The 14,033-nt window shown below is 59.2% G+C and carries 16 protein-coding genes and 2 pseudogenes; 7 read left to right on the top strand and 11 right to left on the bottom strand.

The window, feature by feature from the left end; genetic code table 11:
• The first annotated feature begins 4 nt into the window (after window positions 1-4).
• From RMV17_RS16380 to RMV17_RS16365, 4 genes are all read left to right on the top strand, one after another.
• Entirely contained in the window at window positions 5-748 is a 744-nt protein-coding gene (locus RMV17_RS16380; RefSeq protein ID WP_311881192.1) for an SDR family oxidoreductase, read from the top strand.
• A gap of 81 nt (window positions 749-829) precedes the next feature.
• Window positions 830-1,216 (top strand): nuclear transport factor 2 family protein, encoded by a 387-nt coding sequence (locus tag RMV17_RS16375; RefSeq protein ID WP_034155449.1) that lies wholly within the window; start codon window positions 830-832, stop codon window positions 1,214-1,216.
• A gap of 64 nt (window positions 1,217-1,280) precedes the next feature.
• On the top strand, window positions 1,281-1,718 hold the full coding sequence (locus tag RMV17_RS16370) for an SRPBCC family protein (protein WP_311881191.1): 438 nt from the start codon (window positions 1,281-1,283) through the stop codon (window positions 1,716-1,718).
• 115 nt (window positions 1,719-1,833) lie between these two features.
• Window positions 1,834-2,544: a class I SAM-dependent methyltransferase gene (locus tag RMV17_RS16365; protein WP_311881190.1), complete on the top strand. Its 711-nt coding sequence runs from the start codon at window positions 1,834-1,836 to the stop codon at window positions 2,542-2,544.
• Here the strand turns inward: RMV17_RS16365 and RMV17_RS16360 are convergent.
• The 5 genes and pseudogenes from RMV17_RS16360 to RMV17_RS16340 all read right to left on the bottom strand — a co-directional run.
• Window positions 2,541-2,759: pseudogene (locus RMV17_RS16360) on the bottom strand (AraC family transcriptional regulator); the annotation flags it as partial. The gene RMV17_RS16365 and the pseudogene RMV17_RS16360 sit on opposite strands and share 4 nt — an antisense overlap.
• A gap of 112 nt (window positions 2,760-2,871) precedes the next feature.
• The gene (locus RMV17_RS16355; RefSeq protein WP_311881189.1) at window positions 2,872-3,423 is read right to left on the bottom strand and encodes a GNAT family N-acetyltransferase; all 552 of its coding nucleotides are present in this window, start codon (window positions 3,421-3,423) and stop codon (window positions 2,872-2,874) included.
• 369 nt (window positions 3,424-3,792) lie between these two features.
• Complete coding sequence (locus RMV17_RS16350) at window positions 3,793-3,948, bottom strand: DUF2986 domain-containing protein (RefSeq protein WP_311881188.1); 156 nt, start codon at window positions 3,946-3,948, stop codon at window positions 3,793-3,795.
• Between the two features lie 145 nt (window positions 3,949-4,093).
• Window positions 4,094-5,002 carry an alpha/beta hydrolase gene (locus tag RMV17_RS16345; protein ID WP_311881186.1) on the bottom strand — a complete coding sequence of 303 codons (909 nt, stop codon included), beginning with the start codon at window positions 5,000-5,002 and terminating at the stop codon, window positions 4,094-4,096.
• Between the two features lie 66 nt (window positions 5,003-5,068).
• Window positions 5,069-5,182, bottom strand: a pseudogene (locus tag RMV17_RS16340) (methylmalonyl-CoA epimerase); the annotation flags it as partial.
• A gap of 105 nt (window positions 5,183-5,287) precedes the next feature.
• Here RMV17_RS16340 and RMV17_RS16335 point away from each other — a divergent pair.
• Window positions 5,288-5,761 carry an anti-virulence regulator CigR family protein gene (locus tag RMV17_RS16335; protein WP_311887060.1) on the top strand — a complete coding sequence of 158 codons (474 nt, stop codon included), beginning with the start codon at window positions 5,288-5,290 and terminating at the stop codon, window positions 5,759-5,761.
• Between the two features lie 33 nt (window positions 5,762-5,794).
• On the opposite strand, the gene RMV17_RS16330 is transcribed toward RMV17_RS16335, so the two are convergent.
• Both RMV17_RS16330 and RMV17_RS16325 read right to left on the bottom strand, forming a co-directional pair.
• Window positions 5,795-7,336, bottom strand: a complete 1,542-nt coding sequence (locus tag RMV17_RS16330) for a class I SAM-dependent methyltransferase (RefSeq protein ID WP_311881185.1) — start codon at window positions 7,334-7,336, stop codon at window positions 5,795-5,797.
• Between the two features lie 150 nt (window positions 7,337-7,486).
• Complete coding sequence (locus tag RMV17_RS16325; protein ID WP_311881184.1) at window positions 7,487-7,969, bottom strand: GNAT family N-acetyltransferase; 483 nt, start codon at window positions 7,967-7,969, stop codon at window positions 7,487-7,489.
• Window positions 7,970-8,233: 264 nt separating this feature from the next.
• Between RMV17_RS16325 and panB the strand changes: the two genes are divergently transcribed.
• The gene (gene panB / locus RMV17_RS16320) at window positions 8,234-9,049 is read left to right on the top strand and encodes a 3-methyl-2-oxobutanoate hydroxymethyltransferase (RefSeq protein WP_311881183.1); all 816 of its coding nucleotides are present in this window, start codon (window positions 8,234-8,236) and stop codon (window positions 9,047-9,049) included.
• Here panB and RMV17_RS16315 read toward each other — a convergent pair.
• From RMV17_RS16315 to RMV17_RS16305, 3 genes are all read right to left on the bottom strand, one after another.
• Window positions 9,037-10,446, bottom strand: a complete 1,410-nt coding sequence (locus tag RMV17_RS16315; RefSeq protein ID WP_311881182.1) for a PLP-dependent aminotransferase family protein — start codon at window positions 10,444-10,446, stop codon at window positions 9,037-9,039. The two genes, panB and RMV17_RS16315, sit on opposite strands and share 13 nt — an antisense overlap.
• Window positions 10,447-10,549: 103 nt before the next feature.
• Window positions 10,550-11,614 (bottom strand): FAD-dependent oxidoreductase, encoded by a 1,065-nt coding sequence (locus RMV17_RS16310; RefSeq protein ID WP_311881181.1) that lies wholly within the window; start codon window positions 11,612-11,614, stop codon window positions 10,550-10,552.
• A 102-nt stretch (window positions 11,615-11,716) separates the two neighbouring features.
• The gene (locus RMV17_RS16305; RefSeq protein WP_034155440.1) at window positions 11,717-12,193 is read right to left on the bottom strand and encodes a hemerythrin domain-containing protein; all 477 of its coding nucleotides are present in this window, start codon (window positions 12,191-12,193) and stop codon (window positions 11,717-11,719) included.
• Window positions 12,194-12,511: 318 nt separating this feature from the next.
• Here RMV17_RS16305 and RMV17_RS16300 point away from each other — a divergent pair, with 318 nt between their 5' ends.
• On the top strand, window positions 12,512-13,741 hold the full coding sequence (locus RMV17_RS16300) for a zinc-dependent alcohol dehydrogenase (protein WP_311881178.1): 1,230 nt from the start codon (window positions 12,512-12,514) through the stop codon (window positions 13,739-13,741).
• 60 nt (window positions 13,742-13,801) lie between these two features.
• Here RMV17_RS16300 and RMV17_RS16295 read toward each other — a convergent pair whose 3' ends face one another.
• On the bottom strand, window positions 13,802-14,005 hold the full coding sequence (locus RMV17_RS16295) for a PLD nuclease N-terminal domain-containing protein (protein ID WP_311881177.1): 204 nt from the start codon (window positions 14,003-14,005) through the stop codon (window positions 13,802-13,804).
• Between the last annotated feature and the right edge of the window lie 28 nt (window positions 14,006-14,033).

Here is a 14,033-nt window from a genome sequence, read left to right as displayed (position 1 = left end):
GAACATGAATTATCTGCACAACAAAGTCGCCATCGTCACCGGCGCATCTTCCGGTATCGGGGCGGCAACCACTCGTGCGCTGGCAGCACACGGCGTTCGCGTCGTTGCCGCCGCACTGGATGAACAGGGGCTGAATACGTTCGTCGCCGAGTTGCGTGAAGCCGGTCACGACGTGGCCGCTTTTACCACTGATGTGACCCGGCCGGATCAAACCCGGGCGCTCGCCAGATTCGCTCAGGACACCTATGGCGCTGTCGACATTCTGGTGAACAACGCCGGGCTGATGCTGTTCTCCAACTGGGTCGATCTGGCCGTAGAGGATTGGGACAAGATGATCGACGTGAACATCAAGGGCTATCTCAATGCCACAGCAGCCGTGCTGCCAATGATGTTGGAGCAGAAGTCCGGGCAGATCCTCAACATGGACTCGGTGGCCGGTCATCAGGTCGGGCCAGCGGCGGGTGTTTACAGCGCCACCAAATTTTTCGTGCAAGCCATGACCGAGTCCATGCGCAAGGAGCTGGGCGTGCAACACGGCATCCGCGTCAACACGGTCAGCCCCGGCGTTATCAATACCGGCTGGGCGGACAAGGTCATTGACCCAGAAGGGCGCAAGGCTGCCCAGGAACTCAACCGCATCGCCATCGCACCTGACGATATCGCGCGTGCCGTGATCTACGCGCTCAACCAACCGGAAAACGTCACCATCAACGACCTGATCATTTCGCCGACGCGCCAGGATTGGTGAACGTCGGCTACTCCCGCTGCCGAGTGCCAACCCTGGCTCCCGGCAGACTCTGAAACTCACCTCCAACGATGGGAAACAATCATGTCCAAGAACATCAAAGCCGTGCCGACGGCTGAATACAACGCTGTGATCGCGACCGCCAATCAATACGTAGAAGGCCTTCGCATTGGCAGCGCGCAAGGCGTCGCTCAAGCCTTCCATAAAGAGGCAGTGATGTACGGGTTCACCAACGGCGAACTGCTCGGCGGCCCGATCAAGAACCTGTTCGATTTTGTCGAGAAGAACGGCGCAGCCCCCGAAATCAGCACGCGACTCGACGTGCTGGCGATCACCCCGACCACTGCGGTGGTACGTGTGGACATGGAAACGGATGCAATTGGCGCCGACTACAACGACTACCTGACCCTGATCAAAATCGACGGCGCCTGGAAGGTCATCGCCAAGGTGTATCACCAGTTCGAGGGCTGAGTACCCATCGGTCCCGGCAGTCTGCTGCCGGGATCGGCGAACATCAATTTCAAGGGTTCATGTCATGTCGATGGTTGAATTTTCCGCTGTCCTGGACGGCGATGCACAAAAGATCTGGAACGTAGTGAGGCAGTTTGGCGAGATTCAGGCCTGGCATCCAGCGATTGCGAGCAGCCATATCGAGGGCGGGGGGGCTGAAAGGCCAGGCTGCATTCGCACACTCTCGCTGACCGATGGGGCAGTTGTCAGAGAGCGTCTGTTGTCGGTTGATGAATCAGCGTTAACGCTGTCCTACCGCTTTGAAGAAGCGCCTTTGCCGCTCGACAATTATGTGGCCAGCGTGAAGCTGGTCGCTTTGACCGGGCAAGACAAAACGCTCCTCAGTTGGTCGGCGAGTTTCGATCTTCGAGAGCCGAATGACGCTGAGCACTATCAGGCACTGATCCAAAACCTGATCGTTGAGGGTCACAATGGGCTGCAGGCATTGATCGCTCAGCATTAACAACACACGGTTCACACGCTCTCATTCCTGCAAGGAATGCAGGGCATAAAATTAATGAATTTTTCTTATCTGATGTCTCGGCGTAGTTTCTTCTGAAACAACAAGGAGCCTCGTCGTGAACCCAACGTCAGCAGAAAAATTCGACACCTCCCGCGCCAGCGAATACGCCCGACAAAGTCGCATCGCCCTGGCCGGTTACGACGCCTGTCACGATCTGGCGGCCTGCATGTTGGCGACCAGTCTCGGTTCGTGGCCGGCCAACATACTGGTGGTTGGCGCCGGCGGTACGGCGCAGGAAATCATTGCGATGGCGGCGCTGGAACCGCAGTGGCGTTTCATTGCGGTTGATCCTTCCGCGCCGATGCTCGAAGCCGCCGTGCAGCATTTGGAGGCCAACGACTTGCTGCATCGGACGCAGGTTCATCTCGGGCATGTCGAGGACTTGCCGGCCGATGCGCAATTCGACGCGGCGACATTGATCGGCGTGCTTCATCATTTGAACGGTGACGATGCCAAACGCCAGATCCTGCAATCGATTCAGGCGCGTCTCAAACCGGACGCGCCGCTGATTGTGGCGGGCAATCATTACGCCTATGCCAGCCAACCGTTATTGCTGGAGGCGTGGGGGCAGCGTTGGCGGCAGCAGGGCTCCAGCGCGGAAGAGGTGAAGGCCAAGTTAGGCAAGATTCTGCAAGGCGCCGACCCGCCGCATTCCGAAGCGGCGGTTCAGGTGCTGTTGCGTGAGGCGGGGTTTGGCGAGGCGACGCGGTTTTTCAGCAGTCTGTTCTGGGGCGCGTGGCTGACGTGTAAAAGCGAAAGCCGCTAAAAGTAGCGACTCGGCACTTCCCCCAACACTTGCTTGAACACCGTCGCAAACGCACTGGAGCTGCTGTAGCCCAACACCATGTCATCGATACCGACCTCCAGTGAAGGCTGCTGCAGAAATGCGCAACACACCGCCGCCAGTCGCGGCTCCGCCGGCAACGGCGAATTGAGTGAAAGCGCGGGCATGCTGGCGATTCCATGCGGCAGCAGTGATCTTCGGCCAGCACCCCGGTTCGACTGACTGGCTGCTGATCTTGCTGGTTTTACTGGGGATCATGTTGAGTTCTGGACATCTGCACCCCATGCTGCCGCGCCTTCGCGCACGTCCTTAACGTTCTGCAATGGGTGCCGCCCGCTGTGGCTTGGAAAGTCCGTAGCACTTGCACAATGCCGGTGCAGCGCCAAGGTTCAACTCGGCGTCATACAGGTGCACCGCGCCGATTTTCAGTACCGCGTTTTGTGAACGAATGTTGGCGGGGCCGATGTGGAAATAAACGGTGTCGTAGACCTTGAATGCATGTTCCAGCATCAAAGCTTTCAATTCACGATTGGCCTGGCCACCCCATTTTTCCCGCACCAGAAAGGTGTAGCCGATGGCGATACCCTCGGTCTGATCAGGCGGCGTGTAGTAACTGGACATCCCCACGATCCGTTCCGATTCGATATCGATGACCACAAGTGCTTTTGCGCTGGCCAGCCGAGCGGCGAAGTACGCTTCAAACACCTGCCGCTGATAGCGATCACTGGTGGGGTGGCCGGACCAGATGAGTGGGTCACTGGCGGCCAAAAACAGCGCTTCAAAGTCATTTGCAACCAATGCTCTGAGTTTCAGCGTGCTGCCATGCAGAGCGGGTTGGCAGTCGAAGTCGGGTACAGGCATGGTTCCGTTCCGGGGCGATCTGGGGAGGGAGCCAGTTTAGATCGGCATAACGATGCGCAAAGATCCAATCCGAGCAGTATTCGTGGAGCCAATGGTTTAAGGGTTTTGCAGGGTGAGTTGGTGCAGCTTTTGCTTGGGTAGTCGCGATCCGGAAAGCAGAGGGATTCGAGGCGCCTGTCGACAGGCAATCATCTCGACTCGTGAATCCGCAGGCCGATATCGGCAAAGAACAAATTCAACAGTGCACCTCTGGATGATATGGCTTTGATGATCATGAAGGGATCAGTCGCAGAATCTTGCCCAGAGGTGGTGCTGGAGCCGACTGTGGATCTGTAGCTTTGACAGGGGCACAGGTGTTTGACGGGGCTTTCAGCTTTCGCTGGTTGCAACTGGTTCTGCGGCTTCAGCTTCCAGTTTCGCCCGGTCAGCCTTGCTGATGTACTTGGGCTTTTTCGGCGCGAGTTTGGCGCTGGCCTTTTTCGCCTTTTCCTTGAACAACTGCTTGAGTTTCTTTTGACGATTCATGTTTTCTGTCCGGCCTGCACGTTTGAATATCGGTTAGCGAAGGGCATAAACGTACACATCAATGGACGAGCCACAAGATATGCACTTTGCCCTCAAAAAGGGGCGAATCCTGACGTAAGCCTCGGGCCAAGGCAATGCCAATTCCTCACATCGCGATAAAGTCGCGCACAGCTTTGATGGTCGGCGCCGGGGCTTCCTCCATCAACCAGTGCCCGGCCGCCGGAATCACCACCTCGGTGACGTTGTCCGCAGCATTGCGCATGACGATCGCTTCATTGTTGCCGAAGGACTTTTCACCGCCCACCGCCAGCACCGGCATGCTCAAGTGTTTCTGCAGGACGGGAGCGTTGTCGAGGGTGTCCTGACGAATGCTGCGGAACTGAGCGAAAGCGGCGTGCATGGCGCCGGGGCGGGCGTAGAGCTTGGCGTAATGCTGGCGGGTGCCTTCATCGACTTTGGCCGGGGTGCCGGCGAACTCGTTCCAGAAGCGGTCGAGGTAGATGCGTTCGCGCCCGGCCACCAGACGCTCCATATCCGCACCGCCGAAGTCGAAATGCCAGAGCATCGGCGAACGAACGATGTCGTTCCACGGTGTGATGCCGGGCACGGGCGCATCCATCACCACCAGGCGCTCGGTCAGCTCGGGATAGCGCGCGGCGTAGGCGAACGCGACCATGGTGCCGATGTCGTGACCGATGACCACCGAATGCTCGATCTTCAGTGCGCTCAACACTTGGCGAATGTCGCCGGCCTGGGTCTTCTTGTCGTAGCCGCCCTGTGGAATTGAAGACAAACCCATGCCGCGCAGATCCGGTACCACCACGGTGTGATCGCGGGCCAGATCCGCCGCCAGCGGCGCCCACATGTCACCGGTATCGCCGAAGCCATGCAACAGCACCACGGCGGGGCCCTTGCCACCGACACGCACGTGCATCGTTGCGCCCTCGACCTTGATGTCTTGAGTGTGGAAGGTCGCAGGAAAAGGGACGATGTCGGCGTGTGCCTGAAAGCTCATGGCAAGAAGGGCGAGGGCGGTCAGTAGCGGGCGAGTCATGGCGAAGTCTCCAGGCGTGGTGGCGATGGAGAGAGCGTAGACGTATCGATCAGGGCCGGCGGAGTTTCATTTGGAAGCGAACGCCGCCACGATAAACGCCCCCAGCGCCTTCTCCTCAAGAATCTCGATGGAGAAATGGCCGAAGCGTTTCGGCAGCCAGATGATGCGCGTTCCGGACGGGTGTCGATGGGGCGGGCGTAATCGACGATCGTTCAGCCGGAATAAACTAAGCTGATGTGTAACGTCAAGATGACACTGGAGCATCCCACCATGAAGGCGCGCCGCATGATCAAGTCACGCAGGTTGATTGCAACGATTTCTTCCCTTGCGCTGGTTTTCAGTTCGGCGATGGCATTGGCTGATCCCGGTAATGGAAAAGGTCAGGGGCAGGGCAATGGCAAGGGTAATTCGCAGAATGTGCAGGGCCACGGTAACCAGAAAGGTAACGGCAACAAGGGTAACAACTCGGGTGGTGACTGGAGTCATGGCCCAAGCATCGATCGCGGCAATGTCCTCGGGATTGTTGGCGGCTACCGCGACTACTGGAGCCCGGGGCCTGCGCTGCCACCGGGCATTCAAAAGAATCTTGCGCGTGGCAAACCGCTGCCGCCCGGGATCGCGAAAAAACTCGATGGACGCCTGGTCGGTCACCTGCCGCATTACGATGGCTACGAATGGCAGCAGGTGGGCACGGATCTGATCCTGGTCGCGTTGGCCACCGGCCTGATTTACGAGGTGCTCAACGGGGCGTTTGATTAAGATTTCCTGCCCGTTGCGCACCACCCACCCCGATCAAACGATTTTCAAAGCACTCAGCACGATCAGCGATTGCTCGGCAAACGCCTGGGCCTGTTCGGTCAGCGCGGCGATGTTGGCTTCGGCGGTGGTCAGCGTTTTGCCGTCCTTGACCAATACTTCGTTTTGTTCGGCGATGACGCTCCACGCCAGTTGCGCCCACTCCGCCGGGTGCTGTTTGCCCTGGCGGATTGCAATCAGGAACAGTTGCTGGAAGCGGCTGACCGTGACGCCGCCCCCGGTGACCGGGCTGCTCAGCACCTGGATGTCGGCGTTGAACAGCGCGCGCTTGCACAGTTGCAGGTTGAACGCGGCGCAGCGTTCGTACACCAGCGCCTCGGCGGCTTCGCTCTGGCAAGGGGCTACCGCGCCCATGCTGACCAGGATGGCGATGGCCTGTTCCAGGTCGTCGTAGGCCATTGGTGACACCGCATCGAGCAACTGCTGCATCGTTTTGGCTTCGTAGGTCTGGCCGGCGAGTGCATCGAGGACCGGGCCGTAAATTTCCGCTTGCAGTGACGCTTCGCCAGCGGGGCCGGTGACGCTGGACGCTACGGTTTCTGTCGGCTGCATCAGCACAAATCGTGTATTGAGCATGCGCGACCGGCGCTCGGTCGCGCTGAGTCGGTTGGCACCGCGCACGTACAGATCGCGACGGAAAGCCTGGTTGACGAAGTAGTCACGCGCCTGCTCGCGCATTATCGGGTGCTCGATACCGTCGAGAAAGGCCAGGCCTTCGGCGCTCAGGTTGAGTACGTCGACCGAATCCAGCGGCACCGCCGTCGTGACGTAATCGAGCTTGGCCGGGGCCAGCGCATCCACCATGTCGGCGAAATACATGCAGTTCCAGTCACGATTGAAATATTCGTGGGCGACGTATTGGCGGTCCTGACCTTTGATGGTCTGCAGCCTGGCGCCCAGACTCGGCGCGGCCAGAGCGTACTTGGGATTCGCCGCCAGCAGCGCTTCGGAGAACTGCAGCGCGGCGTCGATGCGCTGATCCGGCCGCGTCGAGTGATTGGCGAAGCGGTCGTGCAGGCTGAACAACTGGCGCAACGGCGCAGCAGGCGACCAACCCGGGAAGGCGTTGTAGCTGACGTAAAGGTGACCACCCGGTTTGAGGTGGCGCCGGGCGAATTCGACAATCAGCTTCTGGTTGTCACGGCTGACCCAGGTCCAGATGCCATGCAGGCTGATGCTGTCGAACTGCGGTAAATCATGGCGCGCCAGCAGTTGCTCGAAGCTATCGTCGTACAGCTTCGCACCGTTGTCGGCAAGTGCTGCGAGCTCAATGGCGTGGGCCGCCTGACCGGGGTGGAAGTCGGTACCGACGAAGCCGGCAGGACTGGCCGTGGCGTGAATATTGATCGACACACCCTGACCAAAACCGAGTTCGCAGTGATACCCGTCGGGATCGTCCAGACCGGCAAAGCCGCGCAACAACAGGCAGTAACGCTGGAAAACCGGATTGATTTCCCGGCTATAGCTGTAGGTGTAGCCTTCGTCGGTGAAATAACCTTCGTTCCAGGCGTTGCTCATGGATGCAGCCTCTTGAATCAAAAATGAGAGATTGGACTTGCGTCGTTCAATCTTGCGCTGTCCACCGGGATGTTGTCGGCAGGATCAAACCATTCGATAGGGTCCATGCGGATATTTTGCCGGGTTACTCATGATCGGAGTTGGCCGCTCTCACAAACGCACGCCCATCTCAAGGGCGCGGGTCTCGAAGCCGAACTCGGCATACAGGCGCACCGCGCGTTCGTTGAAAGGCCAGACCGTCAGGCGCAAGTCCTGCGCATTTTGCTCGATGGCCCAGTCTTTCACCCGTTGAATCAGCGCGCGGCCAATGCCTTTGCCCCAGAACGGCTCGGCGACACACACCGAACCGATGCGAACAACATTCTGCGGCTGCATCAACGGGCCGGAACTGGCGGACAGGTTGGCCGTAATGAACGCGGCGGGCTGATCTCCCACACTGGCGATGAAGACGATCTGACCGGGCTTTTCGAATACACCGGCCCAGTGCGGCAAGTCGCGGGCAAAATCATCAGTCGCGGCGGCGTAGATGTCGGGGCGGGCGGCGTGGTGGACCGAATTGAGCAGTTGACCCAATTCGCTCATTACCAGCGCATCGTCAGCAGTGGCAATGCGGTAGGTGATGACTTCTTCCATGATAAAAATTGCTCCCGGGATGTGTTCATTAGCTTCGCATCCTGCGGTAAACGGCGAAATAAAGCATCCAGGATCCTGCGCGCATTTCAACGAAGCAGGGTGCACCTGGGTCGCTTTTTCAGGCAAATCTGTGCATTGAATGTTTCTGCGTTGAACGAATAATCGAGCGCTCGAATCTTTTGGAGTTGGGCACTGTATGGAAGCGTTACGCATTCAATCTGGCGACATCTATCGTTCACGGACGGCAGCCTCGGAGAGTCGCCCATGAGCCTGCATACCCGCACCAAACGCTTGACCGTGCCGCAACTGGTCGCCATGAAAGGCCAGCAGAAAATCGTCTCGCTGACGGCGTATTCCAGCAGTATCGCCAAATTGATCGACCCGATCGTCGACTTCATTCTGGTCGGCGATTCCACGGCCATGGTCGGTTACGGCCGCGCCTCGACGCTGAGCATGCAGCTCGAAGAAATCATCGGCCACACGCGGGCGGTGGTCGATAGCACGCGCCTGGCCTGTGTGGTGGCCGACATGCCGTTTGGCAGTTATCAAGAATCCCACGAGCAGGCCTTTCGTAATTGCGCTCAGGTATTGGCGCGTACTGGTTGCGACGCGGTCAAACTGGAAGCCAACAAGGCCTTGGCGCCGACGGTCGAGTTTCTCGTGGCGCGCGGGATTCCGGTCATGGCCCATGTCGGCTTGATGCCGCAGTTCGTCAATGTCATGGGCGGCTTCAAGGCTCAGGGCCTGACCGCTGAAACCGCTGCAGTGATTGCCGAAGACGCTCGGGCCAATCTCGATGCGGGCGCCTTCAGCCTGTTGCTCGAAGGTGTGGCCGAGGGCGTGGCGCGGCAGATTACGCTGGACTCGACAATGCCCACCATCGGCATCGGCGCCTCGCCGGCCTGCGACGGACAGGTGCTGGTCACCGAAGATGTACTCGGCCTGGGCGGTGAGCATCTGCCGCGTTTCGTCAAACGCTACGCTGATGTCGGCGCAGTGATCAGCGAGGCTTGTGCGCAGTTTGCTGACGATGTGCGCCATGGTCGGTTTCCTGAAGCGCGGCATTGTTATGGACTGTAGATGCGGTTTTCTTCGGTGATCGCCTGCGCCAGTCGTTGCACCGCGTGGCCGATGTTCTTGTCCCAATCGAGGCTGTAGCTCAGGCGCAGGTGCTGTTTCCAGGCGCCTTGCTGGCTGAAGATTTCGCCGGGGGCGATGACGATCCGCTCGGCCAGCAGGCGCTCGAACACCCGTTGCATGTCGATCGGCCGCACAGCCTTGAGCCAGAAGCTCGCACCGCCTTGCGGGGCGAGCACCTGCCAGTGACCGCTACCGTGCTCTTCCAGCAAGGTCTGCAACTGTTGCATGCGCTTGACCAACAGTGCGCGCAGCATCGTCAGGTGCTGGTCAATGCGCCTGCAGTTGTAGAGTCTGGCAATCGCTTTCTGCCGCACCGGCGAGAGGCGAAATCCGCGCTGCATAAACAGTCGATGAAATTGCGTGGCCTGCTGGCGACACAGCACGTAGCCGTACGGCGCTTCGCCGCCAATAATCTTGTCGAACGTCGAGAACACCAGCAGCTTGTCCGGATCGGCAAAGTCGCGATAACGCGCGGCTGACTTGGAGAAACTCAACTCGCCCCACGTGTCGTTTTCGAACAGCCATATTTCCCGCTCGGCCAGCCAGTCACAGATCTGCTGTTTATCCTGCGCGGGCATCAACCGGCCCTGAGGAATATTCACCGTGGAGGAGAGCACCGCCAAGCGCACCGGTTCGCGTGTGAGTAACGCCCTCAACGCGGGCAGGTTGAAGCGACCGTCATCGCCAAGGGGCATTTCGACAACGCGGATATTGGCTGCCTGCAACTGGCGCAGAATCGCCCACGAGCAGGGCGATTCGACCAGCGCCACGCTGCCACCGAGGTTCAAGGCGCCGAGCGACAATTCCAGTACGCTGCGCAGGTCCGCGCCGATATACACCTGCTCGGCCTGCCAGTGGTTGTGAGCGGAACGGGTGTAGCGTTCCGCCAGGGCCGCGCGCAATTCCGGCTCGCCGAGGGGTTGATAGAGCGGCGCGGGCGAGCGCGGGTATTGGCGAGTCAGTTCGCGCTCCATCGTCAACAACGGGCCTTGCAGCGATAGCAGCATCGCCGGCGCATCGCTGCTCAGTGCCAGCATGCCGGGCTGACGGGCGCTGGCGAAGACGTGGTCCAGAAGATTGCCTGAGTTGGCCGTCACCGGCGCCGCCGGTTTGGACCGGGTGAAATAGCCGAACCTGGCTTTGGCGTGGATTCTGCCTTCGTCCTCGAGCAGTGCGTAGGCGTATTTGGTTGTCGACACCGAAACGCCGAGGCGCAGGGCCAGTTGTCGCAGGGACGGCAGTTTCTGTTCAGTCGTGCCACTGGCCGCCTCGATCAGGCCGAGCAGGTAGTGATAGACCGTTTGATAGGCGAACGCGGTGTCCTTGGGGGCCGGCAATGTTGTTCTCCTTTTCACTGCGATTTTCCGCTGTCCGAGTTGCGCAAAATAACCATGCGTTGCTGGTGCGCATTCCTTGCTGCAAGACGTCGGCGAGTCTAAATCAAGCGTCGCCTGAGTTCTGAAAAAAGCGCTGAGGACGGCACGGCCCAAGAGCGCTGGATGTCTGGCGATCGAGGATTTCTTCACTGGCGAGGCGCCCGACGATTGCCGCCAGCGTTACACCGGGATGCATCGCACAAACGTAAACTCCGCCGAAGCCGGGCAGGTAGCCGACCACGGGGATGCCATCAGCAGGCATCGGCCGGATTCCGACGGCGACGGTTTGCGGCGCAATGGAAACCACCCCGTGAAGTTCTTTGCGTATGGCTTCGGCGGTTTGCCGGGCGATGTCCTTCGGCGAGTTGCCCGGCGCTTCTCCCAGATAATCTTCAACGGCCAGCAACGTGGCGTCGGCGCTTTGCCGAATTTCCATTTCGGGGCTGGAGATGATGCCTTTGACGAGGCCCGGTTGGGTCTTGTAGCGGATAAAAATGGCAGGCGAGGCGTCGATGGGCAGGGAGGCGTTGAGCATCTGTGTTAACTGCCGGGTGCCAGTCCCGGCGGCAAGCACAACAAGGTCGGCATCAAACGTGCCCGCTGTGGTTTCAACGCCGGTGACATCTGCGTTGCAGGTTTTGAAAGCGGTCACTCGGGTTTGCGTGAGCAATTGCGCGCCCAGCACCCGGGCGCCGGCAATCAAGGCGTGGGTGGCCTGCACGGCGTCGAGCGCGCCTTCTTCCGCGCGATACAACGCGCGGGGAGGGGGATTTTTCAGGTTGGGCTCGCGGGCAAGCACTTCGGCAGACGCTAACAATGTCGCCGACGCCGGATACTCTGCTGATTCGTTGTACGACAGCGCTCCGGTCCAGCGAATCTGCAAATCCGGCAGCTCGGTTTCGAGTCGTCGATATGCTTCTATGGCCATACCGCGCAACTGCGCAATCGGATCAGCGCCGGCGTACGTGGCAGTGATCCAGGCGAAAGAGCTTGCCGTCACGCCGCTCGCGATCTCGTCAGCCTCGATTAACGTGACCTGCGCACCTTTACCGGACAGGTGATACGCAAGGGAGGCGCCGACGATGCCTGCACCCACCACCACAATTCGCCCACAAGCTTTCTGGTCCATTTCAACATTCCCTGTTGTCGACGGCTGATCCTGCAACAGGGTGACGCTGGGAGCAAACAGAAAAAAGCCCGACCAAAGCCGGGCTCGTAAATCTGCAACGGGTTAAGCAGCCATGTTGCCGGCAGCCATTTCCTTCTTGCAACTGGCCTTCATGGCCTCCATCTGCGCGCCCAGCTCTTCGAGTTTTTCCTTGCCCAGGAGCTTTTTCGCCTGAGGAAACATTTCCGTCTCTTCCTCTTCGATATGGTGCTCCAGCAGTTCCTTGACCACTTTCACCCGACCGGAAAACTCCGGGGTTCCCGGATCGGTCAGTTTGAGATCGGGCAGCACCAGCGAGTCCACGGTGCGGTGTTCTTCCTTGGCTTCGAAATACATGACGTCCTGTTCCTTGCTGCCGGCGGCCTTGAACGCCGGATAGAGGATTTCCTCTTCAAGGCGGGTATGGATGGATATTTCCATTTCCAGTTTGCCCAACAGCTCGACACGTTTTTTCAGCGCCCGCTCCGTCGAGTCGCTGAGTTGGCTGAGGATGTCTTTGACTTTCGCATGATCGGCTTTGAGAAGGTCGATGGCGTTCATTATGAGTTGCCTCTGCTGTCACGGAGTGAACACAGGCCGTTGTTTCACGGATCTGTGGATGCCCTGAACCCACAGCATTTGGCGTGCCATTCCTTGACAGATGTTCAAGCGCGATGGATCAAGGACTTGCTACGGCACAGGCAAAAAGCCTTCGTGCAGCCTGCATGAAAACGGCGTTGCAGGCATTGCAGATCACGGCTTCGCAGCCAGTCATGGCCCGCTGATCCGAATATGCAAAAGCGTTCTGAACTCGTTTTGGCGTTGCCCTGCCGTATGGGAGACAGCTGCCATTTCACTCAAGCGATCGAGGAACTCACCATGCGAGCAATGACCTATCACGGCGCCCATGACGTCAGAGTCGAAACCGTGCCAGATCCAAAGCTGGATGCCGCCGACGATATCATTCTGCGGGTGACGGCCACAGCGATTTGCGGCTCTGACCTGCAACTGTATCGCGGCAAGATCCCGACGGTAGAGCATGGCGATATCTTCGGCCATGAGTTCATGGGCATCGTTGAGGAAACCGGTGCGGCGGTGACTGCGGTGCAGCCCGGTGACCGGGTGGTGATTCCTTTCGTGATTGCCTGCGGCGACTGTTTTTTCTGTCAGCAGGAGCTGTATGCCGCGTGCGAAACCACCAATAGCGGTCCCGGCGCGGCGATGAACAAGAAAATCATCCCGCCACCTGCCGCTTTGTTTGGTTTTAGCCGTCTGTACGGTGGAATCCCCGGAGGCCAGGCGGAACTGGTGCGGGTGCCCAAGGCCAATATGGGGCCGTTCAAGGTGCCGGGGACACTCTCGGATGAGAAGGTGTTGTTTCTCTCGGACATCCTGCCAACCGCCTGGCAAGCCGTGACCAACACTGGCATCGGTCAAGGTTCAAGCATCGCGATTTATGGTGCCGGACCCGTTGGCTTGCTTAGCGCAGCATGCGCGAGAATGCTCGGCGCCGAACGGATTTTCATGGTCGATCACCACCCCTATCGGCTCGATTACGCGCAACGCACCTACGGCGTAATACCGATCAACTTCGATGACGACGATGACCCCGCCGATACCATCATTCGCCAGACCCCGGGCAGTCGTGGCGTCGATGCCGTGGTTGACGCCGTAGGGTTCGAAGCCAAGGGCAGCACCACTGAAACGATCCTCGCCACACTCAAGCTTGAAGGCAGCAGCGGCAAAGCGCTGCGCCAGTGCATCGCCGCTGTGCGGCGCGGCGGAGTGGTGAGCGTGCCAGGCGTTTACTCGGGCTTCATCCACGGCTTTTTGTTTGGCGATGCCTTCGACAAAGGCCTGACGTTCAAAATGGGCCAGACCCATGTGCAGCGCTATTTGCCTGAGCTGCTCGGCTATATCGAAACCGGCGCCTTGCAACCCGACGCGATCATCACGCATCGGCTGTCCCTTGAGCAGGCCGCCGAGGGCTACAAGATCTTCGACAAGAAAGAGGAAAATTGCCGCAAGGTCATTCTGACCCCCGGCAGCAGTGACGTGCCGCTGGCACAAATGGAAGAAGAGATGCCGCCGTTGGTGCCCGTCAGTTGATCAACCTTGAACAGCGGGGCGCGCCAACGGCAAGCCCCGCACCACGGCAAATGAATCAGGTTATGACGCCGAATGTTGACGGACATGCTTGGGCCCCGCCAATGCCCAGGCAATCAAGCCGAACAACGGCACAAACACGATCAGCACGATCCACACGCCTTTGTTGCTCGTTTTCCCCTCGCTCTTGCGCACCCGATTGATGGCCCAGAGTTCGATTAGCAGAAGAACTGCCGCCAGTACGATCCACACGGTTTCGATTTGCATTGGCTACCTCCTGATGGTCTGTTCGTTA

This window comes from Pseudomonas sp. VD-NE ins (assembly GCF_031882575.1).
In the GTDB taxonomy this organism is placed as follows: Bacteria; Pseudomonadota; Gammaproteobacteria; order Pseudomonadales; family Pseudomonadaceae; genus Aquipseudomonas; species Aquipseudomonas fluorescens_BZ.
The sequence above is the reverse complement of the archived record's forward strand: the minus strand, read 5'-3'. Positions and strand labels throughout refer to the sequence as shown.